The organism is Streptomyces shenzhenensis (assembly GCF_003688995.1).
Taxonomy (GTDB): domain Bacteria; phylum Actinomycetota; class Actinomycetes; order Streptomycetales; family Streptomycetaceae; genus Streptomyces; species Streptomyces shenzhenensis_A.
The window spans coordinates 108,753-129,719 of the sequence record NZ_PENI01000022.1 but is presented as its reverse complement, the minus strand read 5'-3'; the positions used below and the strand labels follow the sequence as shown (position 1 = coordinate 129,719).

General features: G+C 70.8%; 21 protein-coding genes. 13 read left to right on the top strand and 8 right to left on the bottom strand.

Annotated features, from left to right (window positions below; all coding sequences use genetic code 11):
• Positions 1-33 precede the first annotated feature (33 nt).
• Together CTZ28_RS29465 and CTZ28_RS29460 are read left to right on the top strand one after the other, a co-directional pair.
• Positions 34-672 (top strand): nucleotidyltransferase domain-containing protein, encoded by a 639-nt coding sequence (locus CTZ28_RS29465; RefSeq protein ID WP_121892755.1) that lies wholly within the window; start codon positions 34-36, stop codon positions 670-672.
• A 129-nt stretch (positions 673-801) separates the two neighbouring features.
• Positions 802-1,227, top strand: a complete 426-nt coding sequence (locus CTZ28_RS29460) for a hypothetical protein (RefSeq protein ID WP_147481212.1) — start codon at positions 802-804, stop codon at positions 1,225-1,227.
• A 41-nt stretch (positions 1,228-1,268) separates the two neighbouring features.
• On the opposite strand, the gene CTZ28_RS29455 is transcribed toward CTZ28_RS29460, so the two are convergent.
• A complete protein-coding gene (locus CTZ28_RS29455; protein ID WP_121892801.1) occupies positions 1,269-2,099 on the bottom strand; it encodes a M55 family metallopeptidase in 831 nt (276 codons plus the stop codon).
• 272 nt (positions 2,100-2,371) lie between these two features.
• Here CTZ28_RS29455 and CTZ28_RS29450 point away from each other — a divergent pair, with 272 nt between their 5' ends.
• Both CTZ28_RS29450 and CTZ28_RS29445 read left to right on the top strand, forming a co-directional pair.
• Positions 2,372-2,743, top strand: a complete 372-nt coding sequence (locus tag CTZ28_RS29450) for a YciI family protein (RefSeq protein WP_121892753.1) — start codon at positions 2,372-2,374, stop codon at positions 2,741-2,743.
• On the top strand, positions 2,740-3,969 hold the full coding sequence (locus CTZ28_RS29445) for an RNA polymerase sigma factor (RefSeq protein WP_121892752.1): 1,230 nt from the start codon (positions 2,740-2,742) through the stop codon (positions 3,967-3,969). Before CTZ28_RS29450 ends, CTZ28_RS29445 begins: the two co-directional genes overlap by 4 nt.
• A 31-nt stretch (positions 3,970-4,000) precedes the next feature.
• Here the strand turns inward: CTZ28_RS29445 and CTZ28_RS47280 are convergent, their stop codons facing one another.
• The 5 genes from CTZ28_RS47280 to CTZ28_RS29425 all read right to left on the bottom strand — a co-directional run bounded on the left by CTZ28_RS47280 (position 4,001) and on the right by CTZ28_RS29425 (position 8,757).
• Positions 4,001-4,177 (bottom strand): hypothetical protein, encoded by a 177-nt coding sequence (locus tag CTZ28_RS47280; RefSeq protein ID WP_183154651.1) that lies wholly within the window; start codon positions 4,175-4,177, stop codon positions 4,001-4,003.
• Between the two features lie 209 nt (positions 4,178-4,386).
• On the bottom strand, positions 4,387-5,034 hold the full coding sequence (locus tag CTZ28_RS29440) for an aspartate/glutamate racemase family protein (protein WP_121892751.1): 648 nt from the start codon (positions 5,032-5,034) through the stop codon (positions 4,387-4,389).
• A gap of 28 nt (positions 5,035-5,062) precedes the next feature.
• Positions 5,063-5,827, bottom strand: a complete 765-nt coding sequence (locus tag CTZ28_RS29435; RefSeq protein WP_259471864.1) for an AroM family protein — start codon at positions 5,825-5,827, stop codon at positions 5,063-5,065.
• 154 nt (positions 5,828-5,981) lie between these two features.
• A complete protein-coding gene (locus CTZ28_RS29430; protein ID WP_398656978.1) occupies positions 5,982-7,688 on the bottom strand; it encodes an OPT family oligopeptide transporter in 1,707 nt (568 codons plus the stop codon).
• Positions 7,689-7,785: 97 nt separating this feature from the next.
• Complete coding sequence (locus CTZ28_RS29425; RefSeq protein WP_121892748.1) at positions 7,786-8,757, bottom strand: DUF1177 domain-containing protein; 972 nt, start codon at positions 8,755-8,757, stop codon at positions 7,786-7,788.
• A 394-nt stretch (positions 8,758-9,151) separates the two neighbouring features.
• Between CTZ28_RS29425 and CTZ28_RS29420 the strand changes: the two genes are divergently transcribed.
• The 3 genes from CTZ28_RS29420 to CTZ28_RS29410 all read left to right on the top strand — a co-directional run bounded on the left by CTZ28_RS29420 (position 9,152) and on the right by CTZ28_RS29410 (position 13,314).
• The gene (locus CTZ28_RS29420; RefSeq protein WP_259471863.1) at positions 9,152-9,970 is read left to right on the top strand and encodes an IclR family transcriptional regulator; all 819 of its coding nucleotides are present in this window, start codon (positions 9,152-9,154) and stop codon (positions 9,968-9,970) included.
• A gap of 86 nt (positions 9,971-10,056) precedes the next feature.
• Positions 10,057-10,782 carry a dipeptidase PepE gene (gene pepE / locus CTZ28_RS29415; protein WP_121892746.1) on the top strand — a complete coding sequence of 242 codons (726 nt, stop codon included), beginning with the start codon at positions 10,057-10,059 and terminating at the stop codon, positions 10,780-10,782.
• 336 nt (positions 10,783-11,118) lie between these two features.
• Positions 11,119-13,314: a glycoside hydrolase family 127 protein gene (locus tag CTZ28_RS29410; protein WP_121892745.1), complete on the top strand. Its 2,196-nt coding sequence runs from the start codon at positions 11,119-11,121 to the stop codon at positions 13,312-13,314.
• Here the strand turns inward: CTZ28_RS29410 and CTZ28_RS29405 are convergent.
• Entirely contained in the window at positions 13,263-13,865 is a 603-nt protein-coding gene (locus tag CTZ28_RS29405; RefSeq protein WP_121892744.1) for a phosphotransferase, read from the bottom strand. The genes CTZ28_RS29410 and CTZ28_RS29405 overlap by 52 nt on opposite strands.
• A 51-nt stretch (positions 13,866-13,916) precedes the next feature.
• Between CTZ28_RS29405 and CTZ28_RS29400 the strand changes: the two genes are divergently transcribed.
• Positions 13,917-14,987 (top strand): GNAT family N-acetyltransferase, encoded by a 1,071-nt coding sequence (locus tag CTZ28_RS29400; RefSeq protein WP_121892743.1) that lies wholly within the window; start codon positions 13,917-13,919, stop codon positions 14,985-14,987.
• 28 nt (positions 14,988-15,015) lie between these two features.
• Here the strand turns inward: CTZ28_RS29400 and map are convergent, their stop codons facing one another.
• A complete protein-coding gene (gene map / locus CTZ28_RS29395; RefSeq protein ID WP_121892742.1) occupies positions 15,016-15,798 on the bottom strand; it encodes a type I methionyl aminopeptidase in 783 nt (260 codons plus the stop codon).
• Positions 15,799-15,864: 66 nt separating this feature from the next.
• On the opposite strand from map, the gene CTZ28_RS29390 reads away from it, so the two are divergent.
• From CTZ28_RS29390 to pstA, 5 genes are all read left to right on the top strand, one after another.
• Positions 15,865-16,167, top strand: coding sequence for a helix-turn-helix domain-containing protein (locus CTZ28_RS29390; protein WP_121892741.1), 303 nt, complete (start codon positions 15,865-15,867; stop codon positions 16,165-16,167).
• A gap of 131 nt (positions 16,168-16,298) precedes the next feature.
• A complete protein-coding gene (locus CTZ28_RS29385; protein WP_121892740.1) occupies positions 16,299-17,321 on the top strand; it encodes an LLM class flavin-dependent oxidoreductase in 1,023 nt (340 codons plus the stop codon).
• An 846-nt stretch (positions 17,322-18,167) separates the two neighbouring features.
• The gene (locus tag CTZ28_RS29380) at positions 18,168-18,677 is read left to right on the top strand and encodes a hypothetical protein (protein ID WP_121892739.1); all 510 of its coding nucleotides are present in this window, start codon (positions 18,168-18,170) and stop codon (positions 18,675-18,677) included.
• Positions 18,674-19,714: a phosphate ABC transporter permease subunit PstC gene (gene pstC / locus CTZ28_RS29375; protein ID WP_121892738.1), complete on the top strand. Its 1,041-nt coding sequence runs from the start codon at positions 18,674-18,676 to the stop codon at positions 19,712-19,714. Before CTZ28_RS29380 ends, pstC begins: the two co-directional genes overlap by 4 nt.
• A gap of 2 nt (positions 19,715-19,716) precedes the next feature.
• Positions 19,717-20,940, top strand: a complete 1,224-nt coding sequence (gene pstA, locus CTZ28_RS29370) for a phosphate ABC transporter permease PstA (RefSeq protein WP_121892737.1) — start codon at positions 19,717-19,719, stop codon at positions 20,938-20,940.
• Positions 20,941-20,967 lie beyond the last annotated feature (27 nt).

The window sequence follows — 20,967 nt, the reverse complement described above, 5'->3', positions numbered from 1 at the left end:
CGGGGCGGTCTGTGGCGGCGGTACGTTGTGCCGATGAACGACTCCCTGCCGCCCGGTGGCGCCGTGCTCGACGTGGACGAACTGAATGCCCGCTGGGCGGACGCCTGGCGTCCGGAACAGGTCGCGGAGCGGCTGGGCGGGGTCTGTGCGCCCTGGTGCGTTGCGGCGGGGTGGGCGCTGGATCTGTTCCGCGGTGAGCAGTCCCGGCCGCACGGCGATCTGGAGATTGCGGTGCCCGCGGCGGGATTCCCGGAGATTCGGGGCCGCTTTGCCGAGTATGTGTGGGACGCGGTGGGTTCGGGACGGGTCTGGGCGGGGGCGGGAGCCGAGGTGCTGGCGAGCACACACCAGACCTGGCTCAGGGACCCGGGAAGTGGCCAGTTCCTGTGTGACGTGTTCCGTGAGCCGCACGAAGGCGGGACGTGGATCTGCCGACGGAACGAGAGCCTGCGGCTGCCGTACGACGCCATCATCGAGCGGACGGCGGACGGGATCCCCTATCTGGTACCGGAGTTGGTGCTGCTGTTCAAAGCGAAGGCGCCGCGCCCCAAAGATCAGGCGGACTTCGACGCGGTGCTGCCGCTGTTGGACCGGAGACGGCGGGACTTCCTCGACGAGTGGCTGGAGCGGATGCACCCCGGGCACCCGTGGCTGGCGAAGCTGTCGGGCTGAGGGACCGCACGAGACGGCCTCAATAGGTTGGCTGCAAATTTACTTTTCCTGCCCTCGGTGAGGCGGTTGTGTGATCCACATCATCAGACGTCGTGCATTCACAGGTGGCACTCACGTATGGAGGCTTACATGCGTAAGAAGGCGATTACTGCCCTTTTTCTTGTTGTTGCGGCGGTCGGAGCTGTCGTGATGACCGGGTGCGACGCCCCGTGGGTCCACAAGCCTGCTCCCAACGACGTCATCACCGTTTCCACGCTGCCTCCCGATGACGACCCTGCGGTATCGAAGAAGGCTGCACGGTCGTTTCTTCTTGCGCGGGCTGACGACGGCACCATCTATCCACTGGCGGATGCGATCGAGCGCGTTTTCGGAGACTGGGAGAAGGGCAGTGACCGTGCGTTCATTGCCACAAGCCTCTACGGCGCACGGGCTACGCCCGAGAACGGCAAGCTGATCGCAATCGCATTCGCAAACTGGACCAACAGCGAAACCGGACGCGGGCGAGTCAGCGTCTTCGGCGAGGACGGCAAGCTGCTGTACGCGGGTGACTTCTGACCCGACCGCATCGCCACCGCCGGCCCCGACTGCTCTTCGCGCTAGCCGGGCATGATGGCTGCGAGTTGTGCGAGCAGCAGGATCAGCCGGTACGTCTCGGCGAAGTCGGCGCCGGTGAAGGTGACCGTTCGGCCGTCTTCCGTGCGGGACACGCCCGGTACGAGCGTCGCCAGGTCGACCATGAACGGTGCGGAGAGGTCGACCTCGACCTCAAGAGGGCCGGCAAGGACCAGCGGCGAAACCTGTGCGCGCCGAGTGACGGCTTCGGCGGCCGCCCGGCGCAGCCGATCGCGTGCTTCCGCGGGGTGCAGGGCGACGGCGGCGCCCTGACCGAGAGCTTGCTTGACCGCGACGGTGACCGCGGAGGGGACCAGGTCGCTGAGTTCGGCGCAGGCGCTGTCGTCGCCGCTGAGCAGCACGACCGGCAGGCCCAGATGCCCGGCCATGGCGGCGTTGAGACCGATCTCTCCCATGGAACGCCCCGCCACCCGCACGTCGAGGATGCCGTCGTTCATGGTGTGTGCCAACACGGCGGGGCCGCGACCGGCACGGGCGTGGTATCCGACGAGCAGGACCGCGTCGGTGTGTTCGTCGAGCCCACCGAGCATGCCCAGCGGGCGCGGTTTGCCCCGAACCAGATGCGCCCGGCGGTCCAGCTCCTCGGGCAGCAGGTTACGGAACGGCCCGTGCGCGTCGGCGACCCACACCACAGCGGTGGGTTCGGCGTCCAGAACGCCGGCTATCACGCTGTTCGTCTCGGCCGTCATCAACGCGCGACTGCGCTCGTAGTCGTAGCGATCCGGATTCGTCTCGGTGGGATGCACGATCCCCGAGATGCCTTCCATGTCAACTGAGATCAGCACCTTCGTCATCCAGGAAGCGTATGTGCTGTACACGCCACGCCGGCACTGCATAACAGGCCCGCCGACCTGACCGGCCAGGCCGTGCACCGCGAACGCCGCCGCGCCGATCATCAGCAGGCACAGGCGGTCGATCCGGTCGTCGAACGTTCCCGTCGAGTCCCATGCGATGAGACCGGACTCGTACGAGATTTTCCGGCGCACCATGTCAAGACCGGGGCGGCGGCTCCGACCACCGGGTGAAAAGGGCCCTGCCGGGGCTCGCGAACCACGAGGAGTACGACATGCAGTTCCTGATCAGCCTGCACATCAACCCCGCCGTGCTGGACGCGCTGACCGACGAGGAGAAGGCGGCGATCGGCGAGGGCCACGGCAGGTTCATCCAGGCGATCAAGCAGTCCGGCGAGCTGATCACCACGCAGGCCCTCGTCGACCCGTCCCAGGCCGCCGTGGTGACCGTGCGCAACGGCCAGCCGGCGGTCACCGACGGCCCCTTCCTGGAGGCCAAGGAGCACCTGGGCGGCTTCTACCTGGTCGACTGCGAGGACAAGGACCGGGCGATCGAGCTGGCCGCGCAGATCCCGGACGCGGCGATCGACGGTCTGGGCGTCGAGGTGCGGCAGGTCATGTTCGCTGACGGACACTTGGAGGCATGACGGCGCCCGACATCGAGGACCTGCTGCGTGAGCTCGCGCCGCAGGTCCTCGGCGCGCTGGTACGACGGCACGGCGGGTTCGAGGACTGCGAGGACGCCGTACAGGAAGCCGTCCTCGCCGCCACCGTGCAGTGGCCGGCCGAGGGAGTGCCGGACAACCCGCGCGGCTGGCTGGCGACGGTTGCGTCCCGCCGGCTCATCGACCGTGTACGCAGCGACCGCGCCCGCCGCGAACGGGAGGCGGCGACCGCCGCGGAGGCCGCACACACGGAGGTGCCGGACACCGACGACACGCTGGTCCTGCTGTTCCTGTGCTGCCATCCGACGCTGACCGCGGCCTCCCGGACCGCCCTGACCCTGCGGGCGGTCGGAGGCCTGACCACGGCCGAGATCGCCCGTGCGTTCCTGGTGCCGGAGGCCACGATGGCGGCCAGGATCAGCCGGGCCAAGCAACGTATCAAGGCCGCCGGCAGCTTGTTCACCCTGCCGGACGGCGCGGATCCGGCGGAGCGGCTGCACGTCGTCCTGCACGTGCTCTACCTGATCTTCAACGAGGGCTACACCGCCTCCTCGGGCAGCCGGCTGCACCGTGCCGACCTCGCACACGAGGCGATCCGGCTGACCAGGATGGTGCACACACAGCTGCCCGAGGACAGCGAGGTGACCGGGCTGCTCGCGCTGATGCTGCTGACCCACGCCCGCCGGGACGCACGGACGACGGCGTCCGGTGACCTGGTGCCGCTGGCCGAGCAGGACCGTACGACGTGGGATCCCGCGCTGATCGACGAGGGCACCGAGCTGGTGAAGGCGGCGCTGGCCGGTCCGGCCCTGGGGCCCTACCAGCTGCAGGCCGCCATCGCCGCCACCCACGCCGACGCCCCCACCGCCGCGGAGACCAACTGGCCGCAGGTGCACGCCCTTTACCTGATCCTGGAGCGGATCGCGCCGAACCCGATGGTCACCCTCAACCGTGCGATCGCGCTCGCCGAGACCGAGGGCCCCCACGCCGGGCTGGCCCTGCTGTCCACCTTGGACAGCGACGAGCGGATGGCGGGACATCACCGCCTGCTGGCCGTACGGGGGCATCTGCTGGAGAAGACCGGCGACTTGGCCGGGGCCCACGAGCACTACAGGCGCGCCGCGAAGGCCACCGCAGGCATCGCCGAGCAACGCTACCTGGAGTCCCGCGCCAGCCGGGTGAGACGCCCTGGACCAGAGGCGTCGTGATCAATACGGTGCTCGGCGGTGCCGTCCCGCGTCAGGTTCGTACGCGTCGGGTGAAGCGGCGCAGGGCGAGGTGGCCGAGGGCTGCGGTGCCGAGGGTGAGGGCCGTGAGGTAGGCCCAGGTGGGCATGTGGTCGGTGGCGGGCGTGAGGTTCGCGCGTAGCCCCTCGCTCATGCAGACGAGCGGGTTGGCGAGGGTGAGGACCTGCACTCAGCGGATCGAGTCCAGGGCGGTCCACGGGTAGTAGACGCAGCTCAGCATGGTCGCGGCGGCCAGCAGAAGGCCGAGCAGTGCCCCGAAGGCGGGTCACGTTCCTGCGGGCGTGCACGGCAACGGCCCCCAGCCGGTTGCGAGACCGGGCCGGGGGCCGGATCCCCGGGCGGCGAGCAGAGCCGGGCCGGGTGAGGTGTCGTGGAGGGTCAGGCCGTGCGGCGGTAGAGCGCTATCAGGCCCGCCGCGAGTACGGGGTCCACCACCGGGACGCCGAGCCGCTGTTCCAGGCGCGGGCGGACACCGACGGAGGTCAGGCCCGTGCAGGCCAGCAGCAGTGTGTCCGCGCCCCGGGCGACCAGGTCGGCGGCGGCCTTCTCGGCGGCGTCGGTGCCCTCCGGGGTGCGCAGCTCCGTGGTGCTGTGCACGCCCTCCGGGCGCATCGAGGCGGCCAGACGGGTGCCGAGCAGGGCGGCCACGGCGGGCGGGGTCTCGTCCCGGATGCCCAGCACACCGATCCGGCGGCCCAGCGACAGGGCCACCGCGGCGGCGGCGGAACCCGCGCCGATCACGGGAATGCGCACGGCGGCACGGGTGTCGTCCAGGGCCGGGTCGGCCGCACAGCTGATGATGATGGTGTCCACGCCGTCCGCCTCCAGTTCCTGGGCGAGGCGGACGATCTTCGGCTCGGCGCGGCGGTGCGTGGCGTCGTCGTGGATGCCGTGCGGCTGGTCGGGGATGCAGCGGGACACCGTGTGGAGCCCGTAGCGCTCGTGGAGCAGCCGGCCGTGGTCCTCGACCACGGCGGGGTCTTCGCTGGTGAGGACGCGGATGATGCCGACGGAGGGGACAGACACGGGTGACCTCGGTTTCGCGTGGAGGGATTCAGGGGTGGGCGGCGACGACCTCGGCCGCGGCGCGGACGGCCAGCGACCGGGCGAGCAGTACGGGGCGGCCGGCCGCTCGCGCCGCCGTGCGCCGCATGTCCTCGGTGTAGCCGATGCAGTCGAGGACCAGCCAGGCCGCTCCGCCGTCGGCCAGTTCCCGGGCCGCCTCGGCGATCTGCTGGTGGGCCTCGTCGGCCGGCGCGTAGGGGTTCGCTCCGGCGGCCGTGACACGGCCGGGAAGCAGCTCGACCCAGCGGCCGGAGACGTCCGCGACCTGGTCCGGATGCGGGCACACGAGGCCGACCGGGGCGTCGCCCACGATCGCGGCCACGGCACGCTGTACCAGCGGCTCGGCAAAGAGCACCGGGCGGGACCCCTGGATGGCGGGGAAGTGCCCGGTGCACAGCAGCAGGGTTGCCACCGCGCCCTCCGCCTCCGCGCGGGCCACGGCCCGTTCCATCCGGGGAACCACGGCGCCGTGGCCCAGCACCACCGCATTGCCGTCGCGCAGCCGGGAGACGAGCGGGGCCTCGCCCGGCTCGGGAGCGAGCTCCCGGCGGGTGGCGGCCTCGGCACCGGCGGTGAAATCGTCCTCGTCAAGGGCCCCGTGCTCGACCAGGCGTACGCCGGGCAGCAGCGGCTCGGCGTCGGGCCGCAGGTCGGTACGGGGGGCCTGGCCGATGGTGACCAGGCCGAGGGCGGGGCGGTCGTCGGACGTGCGGTCGGCCGGTGGAGCGGAGGCCACGGGCTGGTTCGAGGACAAGGTGACTCCAGCGGGTCGGGTCGCACGGGCGTGGGCGGAGGACCGCCCGTGCGGGAGGGCGTGCGGGTGTGTGCGAGGGCCGCCCCTGCGACAGGGCGCGCGAGGGCCGGCTCGGGGTGCGGCGCTGCCCGGCGTCGCCGGGCAGCGCGTGCGGTCAGAACGCCTTGGTGAGCTTGCTGATGTCGTTGAGCGAGCTGCCCGCGATGAGCCCGGCGCCCACCAGGGACATGTCGTTGTCGGACTGCTCGTCGCGGCGGATCCGCTCCTCGGCCGTGCGCACACCCCGGCGACGCCACCGGGTGTAGCCATAGCGGACGGCGAGGGCGCCCAGCACCATCCAGCCGGCGTTGGCGGTCGCCACGAGCAGACCTGTGGCGAGCAGGACACCGAGCTGCCTGGAGGAGCCACCGATGAACTGGATCAGGGCGCCGGGGATCGCCCACAGCAACAGGGTGGTCATGGTGTGCGGGTCAAGACCGGACGTGATGGTGGTGACATACACCTTGGAGACCGGGGGCACCTTGCCGTCCGTGAAGAAGGCGTGCCAGGCCAGGGCCACCACACCGAGCGCGACGGCGAAGCCCAGCACCTGGGCGATGTACTGCTCGCGGCGGCCGGCCATTTCGTAGGGCTGCCACGGCACGGCGTCCCGGCGCAGCAGCCAGCCCGCCTTGAAGTCGTAGCCGAGGTCGGCGAAGGCCGGGCCGGTGGAGGCGGTGTAACCGACGAGAAGGGCCAGCGGCACCGTCGGGATGTCCAGGAAGAGACCGACGATCAGGACGATGAGGGTCACCGCGAAGGCCGGGAACCAGCCCGAGTGCATCGCGGCGAGTCCGACGATCAGCTGGTGCACCAGGGCGGCGGCCCCGGCCAGCAGGACCCAGCCGATCAGGCCGGGCACGGACATCCCGCCGATCAGACCGCCGGTGATGGCGACCACCACCGCTCCCGCGGTGAACAGGACCACGCCCTCCAGCAGACCACGCCGCAGCCGGGTCGAGCCGACCGTGAGCTCGGGGGTCCCGTCGTCCGCCGCGTCCGCGTTCGCGGCCACGGCCTGCTGCTTGTTGCCCCCGCGGTTGCGCATCAGCATCCCGGCCTGGGCCAGGGCGACCAGCCCCGCGCCGATCATCAGGCCGTGCGGGACGTACTCCGCCGACAGATTGACATCCAGCACGGTCGGCGCGTACTGGGCCACCAGCAGGCCGATGCCGAACATCAGCAGTGCCCAGACGTTGCCCAGGAAGGCGACCCCGGCCGCGCTGGTCGGGATCTTCATCAGGGCGCCGAGCAGACCGACCACGGCGCTGGCGCCCAGGACCACGGCCTTCTTGCCGCCGCTGTCGCCGGCCTTGATCGTCTCGGCCGCCGCGATGCCGGCCGGCCAGGCGTTGGTCGCGGGGAGCAGCTTGGAGTCGAACACCCGGTAGAGGACCCAGCTGTCGACCGCCAGGCCGATGGTCGCGCCGCCCAGCATCGGCCACACCAGGTCGGTGCGGCCCAGCGCGAAGGGCACGGCGATCGGCGTCATCAGCGAGTTGGCCGCGGCGAACGTGGAGCCCGAGATCGCCGACTGCACGAGGTTCTGGCGGTGCAGCGACCGCATCTTGACCAGGGCACCGACCGGGATGCGCCCGACGAGCATCGCCACCAGGGCGCCGATCACGGCGGTGTTCGGAGACACGCCGAGCGAGGTGATCAGGACGATGCCGATCAGCGCGCCGAGGACGGACAGCAGCACGATGAGGATCGCGGTGACCGGTTCCAGGGCGCGCGGGTGGCGCGCGGGGGCCGATTCGGTCCCCGTTCTCGGGGCGGCGGGCGATGGGCCGGGGGGACCGGCGGCGGGCGTACGGTGCACGGAAACTCCTGATGTGGACAGTTCTCGGGGGCGGCGGGAAGAGCGGGGACGCCTCGGCTGCCCGAGTGGAGGGGGACGGGTGGGGAGGGGAAGGGGGTCAGGAGGGCCGGCCCTGCAGGCGCGTCATGGGCCCGTACAGCTCGACGAGGCGGTCGAACTCGGCGGGGTCGAAGAACCGGGCTCCGCCCCGGCCGTAGTCCTTGGCCGTCTCTATGGCGAACCGCGCGGCGGCCGCGATGTCGGTCTCGTGGCTGGCCCCCGTGGCGCAGCCGGCGACCGCCGTACCGGCGGTGATGGCGAGCCCTACCACCGGGGCGTCGGTCGCGACGGCCGGCTGGAGCAGCGAGTTGATGTGGTGGACGTCATTGCCGTACGGGGTGATGTCCTGGGTGGTCACGGGGATGACCCGGGCGGGCTCTCCGGTCACGGTCTCCAGGACCGACAGCAGATCCTCGCTGACCCGCAGCACCCAACCCTGCCGGATGGTCGGCGAAAGGGCGATGCCACGGTGGTTGAGCAGCCGGTTCCCCTTGGTGGTGTCGATGGAGACGATAGCGTCCATCTCCTCGCTGACCTCCTCGCGGTTGCACAGCGCGATGTCCACCGGGGAGTCCATGAAGGGAACCGGGTCGTGCGGGCGGGTCGGGGCCCAGCCGCAGACATGGGTGGAAAGGATCACATCGCCGTCGAGTACGTCACCGCGCGCGTGCATGTCGAGCAGCTTGGCGGCGGCTGCCAGCGCGGCGACGGCTCCGTCGGCGTCGGAGACCAGGCCGATCCGCTCCGGCCGGGCGCCCACGCCACCGAGACGGCCCAGGATGCCCAGGGTCGGGGCCTCGCCGCCGGACAGCCGTCCGGACCGGCCGGGGATCGTCACGTTGACGAAGTCGGTGCTGCCCTTGTCGCCGACGACGGTCCGCACCTCGATGGTGGGCCGGGGGGCGGCGGCATCGGTGTCGTCGGCGGCCGGCACGGCGGCCAGGACACTCCGGAGATGGTCGGCGAGCAGGTCGCCGCTGGTCTGCGGACGGTCGAGGAGTTCGATGACGTCGATCACGTGCTTGAGCAAGGGAGCGCCTCTCAGGGGTGCCGGGCCGTGGCCGGGAGGAACACGGTCGGCCGGGGTGGAACGGATCGTGCGGATGCGGGCCGGGACGGATCGTACGGATACGAGCCGGTACTGATCGTGCGAATACGGACCGGGCGGGACCGCCGGGTGAGCCGGGTCCGCCCGGCCGCGGCGCCCTGTGCCGCGGGCCTCACCGAAGGCGAGGCCCGGGGGCCGGCGCGCGGGTGACCTCGGGCCGCCGACGGTTGGGGTGGCCGTCGCTCCTGCCCGGGGGAGCGCGAGCGCCGGATCCGGCCTCGCGGTGCCGGTGGAATTCCGACGGGTGACAGAGTTCTTCGGAAAGGCGCTGAGCGCAATCATTTCCCGATATCAGAGAAGCGTTACCCTGCGTCTCATGAACGAACATGCTCCGGCAACCTCTCCGGAGACCATGCGCCCTCCGCTGCAGACGGCGGACCGGCTGCTCAGCGTGCTGCAGTCGTTCGACCGTGAGCATCCCGAGTGGGGAGTCTCCGATGTGGCCAAGGAGTTCGGCCTGGACAAGTCGGTGGCCCAGCGGCTGCTGGCCGCCCTCGCCTACCGGGGGTTCCTGGTCTCCGACCCGCGCTCCCGCCGCTATCGGCTCGGGCCGGCGGTCTGGCACCTGGCCCATGGCTGGGAACGGGACGGCGGGCTGGCCCGGTTGGTGGGGCCGCCGCTCCAGGTGCTGGCCGCCGACACAGGAGTCTCCACCTTGTTCGCGGTGCCCGACGGCATCCACATGCGGTGCGTGGCCTCCGCGGAAGGCGCCGAAGGCCCCCTTCGGGTGGACGGTCTCGCCGGGGAGCTCTACCCCGCGCACGCCGGAGCCACCTCCCGCGCCTACTTCGGCATGCTGGCCCCCAGGGACCGCGCCGCACTGCTCTACACTCGCCCGATGGCCCGCTTCAGCGAGCGGACCATCGTCGAACCGGCCGCCCTGGAAGAGCGGTTCGCCGAGGTACGCCGTGACGGGCACGCGTACTCGGAGGGGGAGTACGATCCCGATACCGCGGCGCTGGCCGTCCCGGTCGCGGTGGGCCGCCGCGCCGTCGGTACCCTCAGCCTCGTCGCCTCCACCGATGCACTGCGCTTCCGGCGCGCGGAACTCGTCGGTCCGCTGCTGCGCGGCGCCGTCGAACTCGGCAGGCTGCTCACCCCGCGCCGCCCCGGCCCGGCCGCCGGAGGCCGCTGACCCGCCGCCCCAGCGGTAGGACGCGCTCCCGCACCGCGCCCCGACCAGGCCGCTGCGCCATGCCCCCTCGCCCGGAAGGAATCACCATGAAACTGCTGCTTCTGTCCAACTCCACCGCCCCCGGCCACGATTACCTGGAGCACGCGCTCGACGAGATCCTCGACATCCTCGGCACGGTCCGGCAGCTGGTCTTCGTGCCGTACGCGCTCGCGGACCACGACGCGTACACCGCCAAAGTGGCCGACGCCCTGGCGCCTCGCGGGGTCGAGGTGACCGGCGTCCATACGGCCGCGGACCCGGCGGCTGCCGTGCGGGAGGCCGAGGCCGTGTTCGTCGGCGGGGGAAACAGCTTCCGGCTGCTCAAGGCGCTGCACGCGCACGGCCTTGTGTCGGCCGTACGGGAACGGGTGGCGGACGGAGCGGTGTACCTGGGCTCCAGCGCCGGGACCAACATGGCCTGCCCGACCCTGCGCACCACCAACGACATGCCGATCGTCCAGCCTCCGACCTTCGAGGCGCTGGGCCTGCTGCCCTTCCAGATCAACCCGCACTACCTGGACGCCTCGCCGGACTCGACGCACATGGGTGAGACGCGTGCCGAGCGGCTTGAGCAGTTCCTGGAGGAGAACGACATCACCGTGCTCGGCCTGCGTGAGGGCACCTGGCTGCGCCGTGAGGGCGACCGCCTCACCCTGGGCGGCACTTCGGCCGGTGCCGTGCTCTTCCGCCGAGGTCAGAAGCCCGAGGAGATCGCCGCAGGCCGCGACCTCAGCCACCTGCTCACCCTCCCGGCACACTTCGACCAGCGCTGATCACCTCACACCGTCCCGCCCCGGTCGGGGAACGCCTCCATCGGCGTCCCCGACCGCTCCCATTGACACCCGGGAAACGGCGCACATACTGTCTACCAGGAATTCGAACAGCATTCGATATATCGAACAGTCGTAACGAGCCGCCTCCCTGCACGGATCACAGGGCGCGGCTCGCACCGTGCCGGCTCAGCTCGTTCCGTCATGCACCCGCACCGTACGTATCTCCGGAATGTCATGGTCGCGTCCCTGGCCGAGATACCGACGGGCCACCCCGTGCCTGTCCGCAGCACCTTCTGCCGGAGCATCGTGGCTTCCGCTGTTGCTGAGGAGACTGTCATGTCCGAACTCCCGCGCCGCGATGCCCTGCGGCTGACCGCACTCGCCACCGCGATCCCGGCGTTCCAGGCCCTGTTACCGACGGCGGCCGGGGCGGCGACACCCGCTACGGCCCATACGGCGGGTGGGAGTTCCGCTGCCGGCGCCGCACCCGGTCCCCAACTCCCCACGCCCGCGTCCTGGATCGTCAAGCCGTTCGACAACACGCGCGTGACGCTCGCGCGGAGCCTCTTCACCGACAACCGCGACCGGGTACTGACCTTCCTGCGCGCCTACCCGGCCGATCGCATGCTCGCCGTCTTCCGCACCAACGCGGGGCTCGACACCCACGGCGCCCAGCCGCCCGGCGGCTGGGAGACCGCGGACGGCAACCTGAGGGGCCACTTCGCCGGGCACTACCTCAGCGCCCTCAGCCTCGCGTACGCCGGAACCGGCGAGCAGGTGCACAAGGACAAGGCCGACTACATGGTCGGTGCGCTCGGCGCGTGTCAGGACGCACTCGCCGCGCTGGTCGGCACGGACGACCCCGCCGCGCCGAGCCGCGCCGGCTACCTGGCCGCGTATCCCGAGACGCAGTACGTCCTGCTGGAGCAGTACGCCACCTACCCCAGGATCTGGGCGCCCTGGTACACCTGCCACATGATCATGCGGGGGCTGCTCGACGCCTACCAACACACGGGTAACGAGCAGGCGTTGCGGATCGTGCGGGGCATGGGCGACTGGGCGTACAGCAGGCTCGGCCACCTGCCCAGAACACAGCTCGACCGGATGTGGAGGATCTACATCGCGGGCGAGTACAACGCGATGCCGGTGGTCATGGCCGACCTGTATGCCCTCACCGGCGACGAGAAGTATCTGACGACCGCCAAATGCTTCGACAACACCTACCTGTTCGAGGCGGCAGTGGCGAACGAGGACACCCTCGACGGGGAGCACGCCAACCAGCACATCCCGCAGTACCAGGGGTACTTGGAGATCTACGAACAGACCGGGGAGCAGCGGTACCTCGCTGCGGCGAGGAACTTCTGGGGCATGGTGGTCCCGCACCGCACCTACGTCGACGGCGGCATGGCCGGCTCGGGGGAGATCTTCGGCGCGCGGGACGTCATCGCCGCGACCATCCAGCAGGACAACGCCGAGACCTGCTGCGTCTACAACATGCTCAAGCTGAGCCGGAGCCTGTTCTTCCACACCGCGGACCCGAAGTACCTGCAGTACTACGAGCGGAGCCTGTACGGGCAGATCCTCGGCTCGCGGCGGAACACAGCGAGCGACACCAACCCGTTGCTGACCTACTTCGTGCCGGTGAATCCGGGCGCTCACCGGTCGTACGGCAACCTCGGCACCTGCTGCGGCGGCACCGGCCTCGAAACCCACGCCAAGTTCCAGGACTCCGTGTACTTCAGCTCCGCGGACAACTCCACCCTCTATGTGAACCTCTACCTCCCGTCCACTCTCGACTGGCCGGAGCGCGGGCTGACCATCACCCAGTCGACCGACTATCCGACCGACCCGGCCGGCACCAGCACCCTGACCATCACCGGGGACGCAGATCTCGACCTCAGGCTGCGCGTCCCCTACTGGGTCGAACGCGGCTTCACCGTCCGGGTCAACGGAGTCCGGCAACAGATGGCCGCCGCGCCCGGCACCTATGTCTCACTGAGCCGGCGCTGGCGGACGGGAGACCGGGTGGAGATCGCCGCGCCGTTCACCCTGCGCATCGAACGCGCCCTGGACGACCCGGCCACCCAGGCAGTCGCCTACGGTCCCGTGCCCCTCGTGATCCGGAGCTCCGCCACGGAGTACCAGAACCTGACCCTGTACCGGGACTACCCCCTCAGCCGCGATCTGAGCCAGGTGATCCGCCCGACAGGGGAGCCGATGACCTTCACGGCCAACGGCCTGACCCTGGTCCCCTTCTACATCAACACCACCGAGAGCTACCACATGTATTTCAGGCGCGCCGAACCCGAGATCGTCTTCGGCGCCGTCGGCACCGGCATCGAGAACCGCACCGATGCCGCAGGGCTGACGTTCCTCGACGAGGTCTGGGATCGGGGTCCGTTCCACAACAGGGGTGGTCTGGTGCGGGCGGTCACGGAGGTCGCCGACGCACGCGTCGCCACAGGAGACTTGACGTTGCGTCAGCGCCAGGTGCTGATCGAAGCGGCAGCCCGAGCACAGCTCCCGTCCTGATCCCGTGTGCCGGAGGCAGCCGTTCCGGGGGCGCTGCGGCAGGCCTCTCCGATGAGGATGCCGCTGAGGGCTTGCAGCACCGCCCAGCCGCGAGCCCGGCGCAGGGCCGCGGCGTCCGGGGCCGGTCGGCAGGTGTCGTGGAAGCGGTCGGCGGCGCCGGCCGGCAGGAGTACCCAGGAGGCGGCGAGGTCGCAGGCCGGATCGCCGGCGCAGAGGTCGCCGAAGTCGATCACGCCGCAGAAGGTGCCGTCCGCGGTGAGGACGTTGGCCGGGTGCAGGTCGCCGTGAAGCCAGAGTGCGGGGCCAGTCCACCCGGGCGCGGCGACGGCGTCCGGGTCGGCGATCAGACCCCTCGCGGTGGCCGCGGTGAAATGTTCGGCGAACTGCTCGGCGCGGTCGGCGGGCTCGCCTGGCACCCAGGTGTGCTCCTTGCGCAGCAGCGCGTCCGCGGTCCGCGTCGCCCAGGGCAGCCGTACGGCGAGGTCGTCGCCGAGTCGCCACAGTCGGTGATCTCGATCTCGGTGTGGGTCAGGCGGCGCAACCGTAGTCACTCAGGGTGGCGCCGGGTAATCTCCCCGTCGTCGACCCTAAGGAGCTGCTGAATGGTCCGTTCACCTGGCCCCGTGCTGAGCACCGCGAGGCTCGTGATGGAGCCGATCCGTCGCGAGGACAGCGGCGATCTCTTCGATGCCGTGGTCAGCCAGGAGGGCGTCATGCGCTGGCTGGCGACCGGCAGGGCGGACAGCCGGTCCGCCGCGGAGACCATGTGCGACGATCACGTCGCCCACTGGGCCAGGCACGGTTACGGCGACTTCGCGGTCAGGGACGCGGCAACGCGCGCGTTCCTCGGGCGGGTGGGACTGCGCAACCGGCCCCGGTACGGCGTTGACGTCGGCTTCGCCGTGCATCCGCGGGCGCAGGGCCGCGGGGTCGCGGGCGAGGCAGGCCGCGCGTGCCTGGATCTGGCGTTTCACCGACTCGCGCTGCCGGTCGTCTTCGCCTTCGTCCTGCCGGGCAATGCGGCCTCGATCGCGGTGCTGCGCCGCCTGGGCGCGCAGGCGGACGGGGCTGTGCGGTCCAGCGGCCTGCACTGTCTGCGGTACCGATTCGACCCCGCCGTCACCGCGTCCGCCGCGGGGCCTGCGGTGGACGGTGGTGATTCCGGCCTCCGGCTGGTGTATACGTCCGGCCCCGGTGACCCGGAGGACATGGCCGCGCTCCGCGACGGCGCGTCGGGCCCTTTCGGGACGAACGGGCTCGGCCTGGTCGAGGCGGACAAGGAACACACGCTCACGGCTGTCCGTGACGGCCGGCCGGTGGCGTGTGCGGGATGGCTGCTGCGGAACATGACGTTCGACGGGGCATCGCGGCGTGTCGCCGGGCTGGGCAGCCTGCTGGTGCATCCCGCCCATCGGGGGCAGGGCATCGCCCGGACCCTGATCAGCGTCGCGGTCGAACACGCCAGGGCCGCCGGCGCCGAGACGATGATGCTGCTCTGCCCCCCGGAACTGGTCCCGTTCTACACGCAGTTGGGATGGCGACGGCCGAACGTGCCGGTCACCTGTCGGCAGTCCGACGGCACCCGGCGCTGCCCGCTGACGGCCATGACGTACGACATGGCCGACTTGCCCGAGCCGACCGCCCGCATCGACTTACAGGGCCCGCCCTTCTGACCTGATGAGCAACAGTCCACCGGTGGTCTCACGGCTGTGCCTGCTTCGGCAAGGTGAGGATTTCGGCTCCGTCCTCGGTGATGGCGATCGTGTGCTCGCTGTGTGCCGTCCGGCAGCCCGTCGCACTTCGGAGCGTCCATCCGTCGGCATCAGTGACGAGTGCAGCGGTGTCCGCCATGACCCACGGCTCCAGTGCCAGCAGCAGCCCAGGACGGAGTTTGTAACCACGGCCGGGCCGACCGGTGTTCGCGACGTGCGGGTCCTGGTGCATCGTTGATCCGATGCCATGACCCCCGAACTCGGTGTTGATCGGGTACCCCGCCTCGCGGAGTACCGTGCCGATGGCATGGGAGATGTCACCGATACGAGCCCCGGGCCCGGCAGCGGCGATCCCCGCGGCCAGCGCGCGCTCGGTCGCACTGATCATCGCGATGCTCTCCGGGGGCCTTGCGTCGCCCACGATGAAGCTGATGGCAGCGTCCGCGGCGACTCCGCCTCTGGAGACGGCGAGGTCGAGTGTCAGCAGATCGCCGTCGGCAAGCGTGTAGTCATGCGGACGGCCGTGCAGTACTGCGTCGTTGACGGCCGTGCAGATGTAGTGGCCGAACGGGCCGCGTCCGAAGGAGGGCGCGTAGTCGACGTAACAGGACAGCGCTCCCGCCTCGACGATCATGCTCTTGGCCCACCGGTCGATGTCCAGAAGGTTCGTGCCGACCGTGCTACGGCCCTTCAGCGTCTGCAGGATGTCCGCGACCAGGGCGCCTGTGTCCTTTGCGCGGGCCAGCAGGGTGGGGTTGAGGATCTCGATCATGTGGCGCCTTTCTCATGTCACCAATAACTATACCGGCCAAACTATACCGGTACTAGAATCGGGGTCATGGTCAGGTTTCCGCTCACTCCCGAAGAGGTCGAACGCGGACAGCGTCTCGGCGCCCTCCTACGCCGGGCCCGGGGAGAGCGCTCGATGCTCGATACCGCGCTCGACGCACGTGTCTCACCGGAGACCCTCCGGAAGATCGAGTCGGGCCGCGTGGCCACCCCTGCCTTCCCGACCATCGCGGCGATCGCCGACGTGCTCGGCCTCTCCCTCGATGCGGTGTGGGCCGAGATCAGCCGGCCCGAAGGTGGTGCCGAACCGGCCGGCTCCGGTCACGACACACGTGAGCGGATGGCCTCCTGAGCCTCGATGAGGGGGAACCGGCAGGCCGAGACGGCGGGTGGACTCCGCTGCGACCGTGCGCGGTCCCGGCGCGTGATCGGATCGATCGGTAGTTGAGGAATCAATTAGTCGGGCGTGCGGTTACCGATCGCATGAAACGCATCGGATTCCTCTCCTTCGGCCACTGGTCGGACACCCCGCACTCGCAGACCAGGACGGCCTCGGACACCCTGCTGCAGTCCATCGAGCTCGCCGTGGCCGCCGAGGAACTCGGAGCCGACGGTGCCTACTTCCGGGTCCACCACTTCGCCCGGCAGCTGGCCTCGCCCTTCCCGCTGCTCTCCGCGATCGGTGCCAGGACCTCGCGCATCGAGATCGGCACCGGCGTGATCGACATGCGCTACGAGAACCCCCTGTACATGGCCGAGGACGCCGGTGCCGCCGACCTCATCTCCGGCGGCAGGCTCCAGCTCGGCATCAGCCGCGGCTCACCGGAGCAGACCATCGACGGGTGGCGGTACTTCGGGTACGGGCCGAGCGAGGGCGACAGCGACGCCGACATGGCCCGCAAGCACACCGACGTCCTGCTGACGGTGCTCCAGGGCAAGGGCTTCGCCGAGCCCAACCCGCGTCCGATGTTCCCCAACCCGCCCGGGCTGCTGCGCGTCGAGCCGTACTCCGAGGGGCTGCGGGAGCGGATCTGGTGGGGCGCCGGTTCCAACGCCACCGCGACCTGGGCGGCCGAGCTCGGCATGAACTTGATGAGCTCGACCCTCAAGGACGACGAGGGCGGGGCGCCGTTCCATGTGCAGCAGGCGGCGCAGATCCGGGCGTTCCGCGAGGCCTGGGCCGAGGCCGGCTGGGAGCGCGAGCCGCGGGTCTCCGTGTCGCGCAGCATCTTCGCGCTCACGGACGACCGGGACCGCGCCTACTTCGGCCGCGAGGGTGACAGCAGCGACCACGTCGGGTACATCGACGCCACCACGCGGGCGATCTTCGGCCGCAGCTACGCCGCCGAGCCCGACGTCCTGGTCAAGCAGCTGGCCGAGGACGAGGCGATCGCCGAGGCCGACACGCTGCTGCTGACCGTGCCCAACCAGCTCGGCGTGGACTACAACACCCACGTACTGGAGAGCATCCTCACCCACGTCGCGCCCGCACTCGCCTGGCGCTGACCGGCACCCGCGGGGAGTCGCCGTGAGCGGGGTCCCGGTCATCGGCGGGACCGGTCGCACCGGCGCGCGCACGCCGCGGAGGTCGTCGCGCGGGGCCGAGACGTGACGTCGAATGCACGCTCGGCCCCCGCGGCGCCGGTCACCGGGGTCGCCACTGCACACGGTGCGGCCGTGAACACCGCGAATCCGACCGCCGGGCAGGAGGTGGTGGTCGCGGGCGCTGTCACCGCGCGGTGATCTGGTGCGCCGGCTGCCCGGGCGCTACCGGGACGTCGCCGCCGTGGCCACCGCGGGGGTGCGGCTGATCGTGATCGGCGGGTTCTCCCTGCTGCGTATCGCGCCGTACGGGCTCGACCGGATGCCGATCTCGCCCGCGGCCGGTCACGGCTCCCACGCCACCGGTGAGCGGACCGGGACATACCGGTTGGGCGGGGAGGTCCCCGTGTCCGACGAGCAGGGCAGGCCGGAGAGCTCTGCCGCCGAGTTCGCGCCGGTGATCTTGGCCGAGACCGGGAACCGTGCGCATCCCCGCGCGCACCCCTGGCCCCTCCCTCGTGGAGGGGCATTTTCATGTCCGCGGAGCCGGTGTGCGGGGCCCCCGGACGGCGAAGTCTCTCGTTCATCAGCCATCCGTTCGGCCTTCACTCAAATGTGGATACAGCTCGCACACAGGTCGGCGACTCTCAGTGCGCTTTGGGCGATTCTCCGCCGCGGCGGCGAAAAAACGGCTGATGGCCTGAGAAGGAGAAGGGGGTGGTCTCCATGGTTCCTTCACGATTCCTGTATGTGGTGCGAGGAGCGGGACAGAGACCAGGGCGGGGCGAACAGGCGGTCGGCTGGCGGCTCGTGGGATCCAACCATCGTGAACTGGGCCGCAGTGCCGAGTCGTTCGACGGCTACGCGGAGTGCCGGGCCGCGGTGCTGCGGCTGCGGGAGCGGATAGCGGACGCCAAGGTGCTGCTCAGCACGACGGACCTGGCCGGCGGCTGGACCTGGCGGCTGGTGATAGACGGCCGCGCGGCCGCGGTCACCGGGCGGTCCTACCAGCGCCAGCGGGACTGCCAGTACAACCTCGGGCAGTTCCTGAACGCGGTTCCGGTGGCCGAGCTGACCGAGCCCGCGCCGGCGCACAGGCTGCGCGACGCGGGGAGCGGAACGCGCGAATCGACCGGCGGACGACCGGCACTCCGCCCCGCCGCCGCTTCCCCCGCAAAGCCCACGCCGAACGGCACCGACGCCACCCCCGCACCCGGCGGCACCCCCGCGAAGCGTGCCGAGTCCGGTCCCGGTGCGGCGTCGGAGCCTGGTGAGGGCACGGGGCGTGTGCGGGATCATGCCGGGACCGGTGTGCGATGAGCGTGGTTGCGCCCGGGCTCGGGCAGTCCTCCGGGCCTGAGCCGGAGGCCCGCCCCGATGACGGGGCGAAGCGTGCGCCGCGCGGCCGGATCGAGCCCGTCGACCGTGTCTTCCGCGCGGCGCTCGGCGGCAGCGGCGCCATCGTGCTGGCGATCATGCTGCTGGTCGGTGTCTTCCTCACCTACCGCGCGGCCCAGGCGCTCGGCGTGGCGAAGTTCTCGTTCCTCACCACCTCCGCCTGGGAGCCGGACTCCCGCCACTTCGGCATCGCGGCCGTCCTCACCGGCACCGTGCTCATCGGCGTGACGGCGATCGTCCTCGCCGTACCGCTGGCGCTCGGCACCGCGCTGTACATCTCGGAGTACGCGCCGCGCAGGCTGCGGCGGACCCTGATCAGCCTGGTCGACCTGATGGCCGCCGTACCGAGCGTGGTGTTCGGACTGTGGGGCGCCTTCTTCCTCCAGGGACACGTCGTCGGGCTCTCCCGCTGGATCTCCACGTACTTCGGCTGGATCCCGGTCTTCCAGGTCGACGGTGCCGACCCGCACGACCCGCTCCAGGCCAACACCGTCTACACGTCGTCCACCTTCATCGCCGGCATCGTCGTCGCGCTCATGGTCACGCCCATCGCCTGCTCGGTGATGCGGGAGACCTTCTCGCAGGCGCCCGCCGGTGAGCGCGAGGGCGCCCTGGCGCTGGGCTCGACCCGCTGGGGCATGATCCGCGCGGTGGTCCTGCCGTACGGCCGGGGCGGTGTGATCGGCGGCACCATGCTGGGCCTCGGCCGCGCCTTCGGCGAGACGATCGCCGTCTACATGATCATCTCGCCGGTCTTCGAGGTGCAGCCGCACATCCTCCAGAACGGGGCCAACTCGGTCTCCGCGCTGATCGCGCTGCGCTACGGCTCCGCGAGCGACTTCGGCATGTCGGCCCTGATGGCCGCCGGCCTCGCGCTCTTCCTTCTGACCCTCGTCGTGAACTTCATCGCGTCCTCGATCGCCGCCCGTGGCCGGTCGGGCGCCGGAACGGAGGCCTGAGCATGACCACCGACCTCCTGAACAAGCAGGCCGGAGGGACCACCGTGCGGCCCGACCGCGACGGCCGGGACGAGACGCCCGAGGTGCGCCGCCATACGTCCTCCCTGCACACCTCCGACGTGCTCGGCCTGCTGGGCGCGGCCGTCGGCTCGCTTGCGCTGAGCGCGCTGCTGTTCGTCTGGATCGCGCCGTTCGACTCGATCCTGGGCTTCGTCGTCGTGGCGTACCTGCTGTTCGTCGGCCTGTACGCCGTGCTGGTCTCCTTCGACGAGAACGGCGTGGCGGTGCGGGACAAGGTCGCCGCCGTCCTGTGGCAGAGCCTTGCCGTGCTGCTGCTTGCCGTGCTCGTGATGGTGGTGGTGTACACGCTGTGGCGCGGCAGGTCCGCGCTGGTGCACCTCAACTTCTTCACCGAGGACATGTCGCGCACCGGCCCGCTCCAGCCGCTCGGCGAGGGCGGCGTGGTGCACGCGATCGTCGGCACCCTGGAGCAGATCTCCATCTCCCTGGCGGTCACCGTGCCGCTCGGGCTGTCGTGCGCGGTGTTCCTCAACGAAGTGCCCGGACGCTACGCGCGTTTCGTCCGGACCATCGTCGAGGCGATGACGGCGCTGCCGTCGATCGTCACAGGCCTGTTCATCTACGCCACCGTGATCCTCATCCTGGGCATCGACAAGTCCGGCTTCGCCGCCGCGCTGGCGCTCGGCGTGATGATGCTGCCCATCATCATCCGCGCCGCCGACGTGGTCATCCGCCTGGTACCGGGTTCGCTGCGCGAGGCGTCGTACGCCCTCGGCGCGAGCCGCTGGCGGACGGTGTGGACGGTGATCCTGCCCACCGCGCGCTCCGGCCTGACCACCGCCGTGATCCTGGGCACCGCACGCGGCATCGGCGAGACCTCGCCCGTGCTGCTCACCTCCGGGATCAACGCCGGGCTGAACGCCGACCCGGGCAGCGGTCCGCAGATCTCGCTGCCGCTGGCCACCTTCGATCTGGTGCGCTCGCCCCAACCGGCCTACATCGCCCGGGGATTCGGCTCCGCCGCCCTGCTGATGGCGCTCGTCCTGCTGCTGTTCGTGCTGGCGCGGGTGATCGGCGGCCGCGGACCGGGCGAGCTGACCCGCAACCAGCGGCACCGGCGCGTACAGGCATCGCGGCGCGACGTCGCACGCATGACCCGGCGCGCCCGGCTCAGGTCCGCCCCGACCGCCCCAGGTTCCGATTAACCGTCCTCGACCACCCCGGCCCGTTCC

Coding starts and splice junctions, on each gene's coding strand:
- CTZ28_RS29465 (WP_121892755.1), top strand. CDS start 34: ATGAACGACTCCCTGCCGCCCGGTGGCGCCGTGCTCGACGTGGACGAA.
- CTZ28_RS29460 (WP_147481212.1), top strand. CDS start 802: ATGCGTAAGAAGGCGATTACTGCCCTTTTTCTTGTTGTTGCGGCGGTC.
- CTZ28_RS29455 (WP_121892801.1), bottom strand. CDS start 2,099: ATGACGAAGGTGCTGATCTCAGTTGACATGGAAGGCATCTCGGGGATC.
- CTZ28_RS29450 (WP_121892753.1), top strand. CDS start 2,372: ATGCAGTTCCTGATCAGCCTGCACATCAACCCCGCCGTGCTGGACGCG.
- CTZ28_RS29445 (WP_121892752.1), top strand. CDS start 2,740: ATGACGGCGCCCGACATCGAGGACCTGCTGCGTGAGCTCGCGCCGCAG.
- CTZ28_RS29420 (WP_259471863.1), top strand. CDS start 9,152: ATGAACGAACATGCTCCGGCAACCTCTCCGGAGACCATGCGCCCTCCG.
- pepE (WP_121892746.1), top strand. CDS start 10,057: ATGAAACTGCTGCTTCTGTCCAACTCCACCGCCCCCGGCCACGATTAC.
- CTZ28_RS29410 (WP_121892745.1), top strand. CDS start 11,119: ATGTCCGAACTCCCGCGCCGCGATGCCCTGCGGCTGACCGCACTCGCC.
- CTZ28_RS29400 (WP_121892743.1), top strand. CDS start 13,917: ATGGTCCGTTCACCTGGCCCCGTGCTGAGCACCGCGAGGCTCGTGATG.
- map (WP_121892742.1), bottom strand. CDS start 15,798: ATGATCGAGATCCTCAACCCCACCCTGCTGGCCCGCGCAAAGGACACA.
- CTZ28_RS29390 (WP_121892741.1), top strand. CDS start 15,865: ATGGTCAGGTTTCCGCTCACTCCCGAAGAGGTCGAACGCGGACAGCGT.
- CTZ28_RS29385 (WP_121892740.1), top strand. CDS start 16,299: ATGAAACGCATCGGATTCCTCTCCTTCGGCCACTGGTCGGACACCCCG.
- pstC (WP_121892738.1), top strand. CDS start 18,674: ATGAGCGTGGTTGCGCCCGGGCTCGGGCAGTCCTCCGGGCCTGAGCCG.
- pstA (WP_121892737.1), top strand. CDS start 19,717: ATGACCACCGACCTCCTGAACAAGCAGGCCGGAGGGACCACCGTGCGG.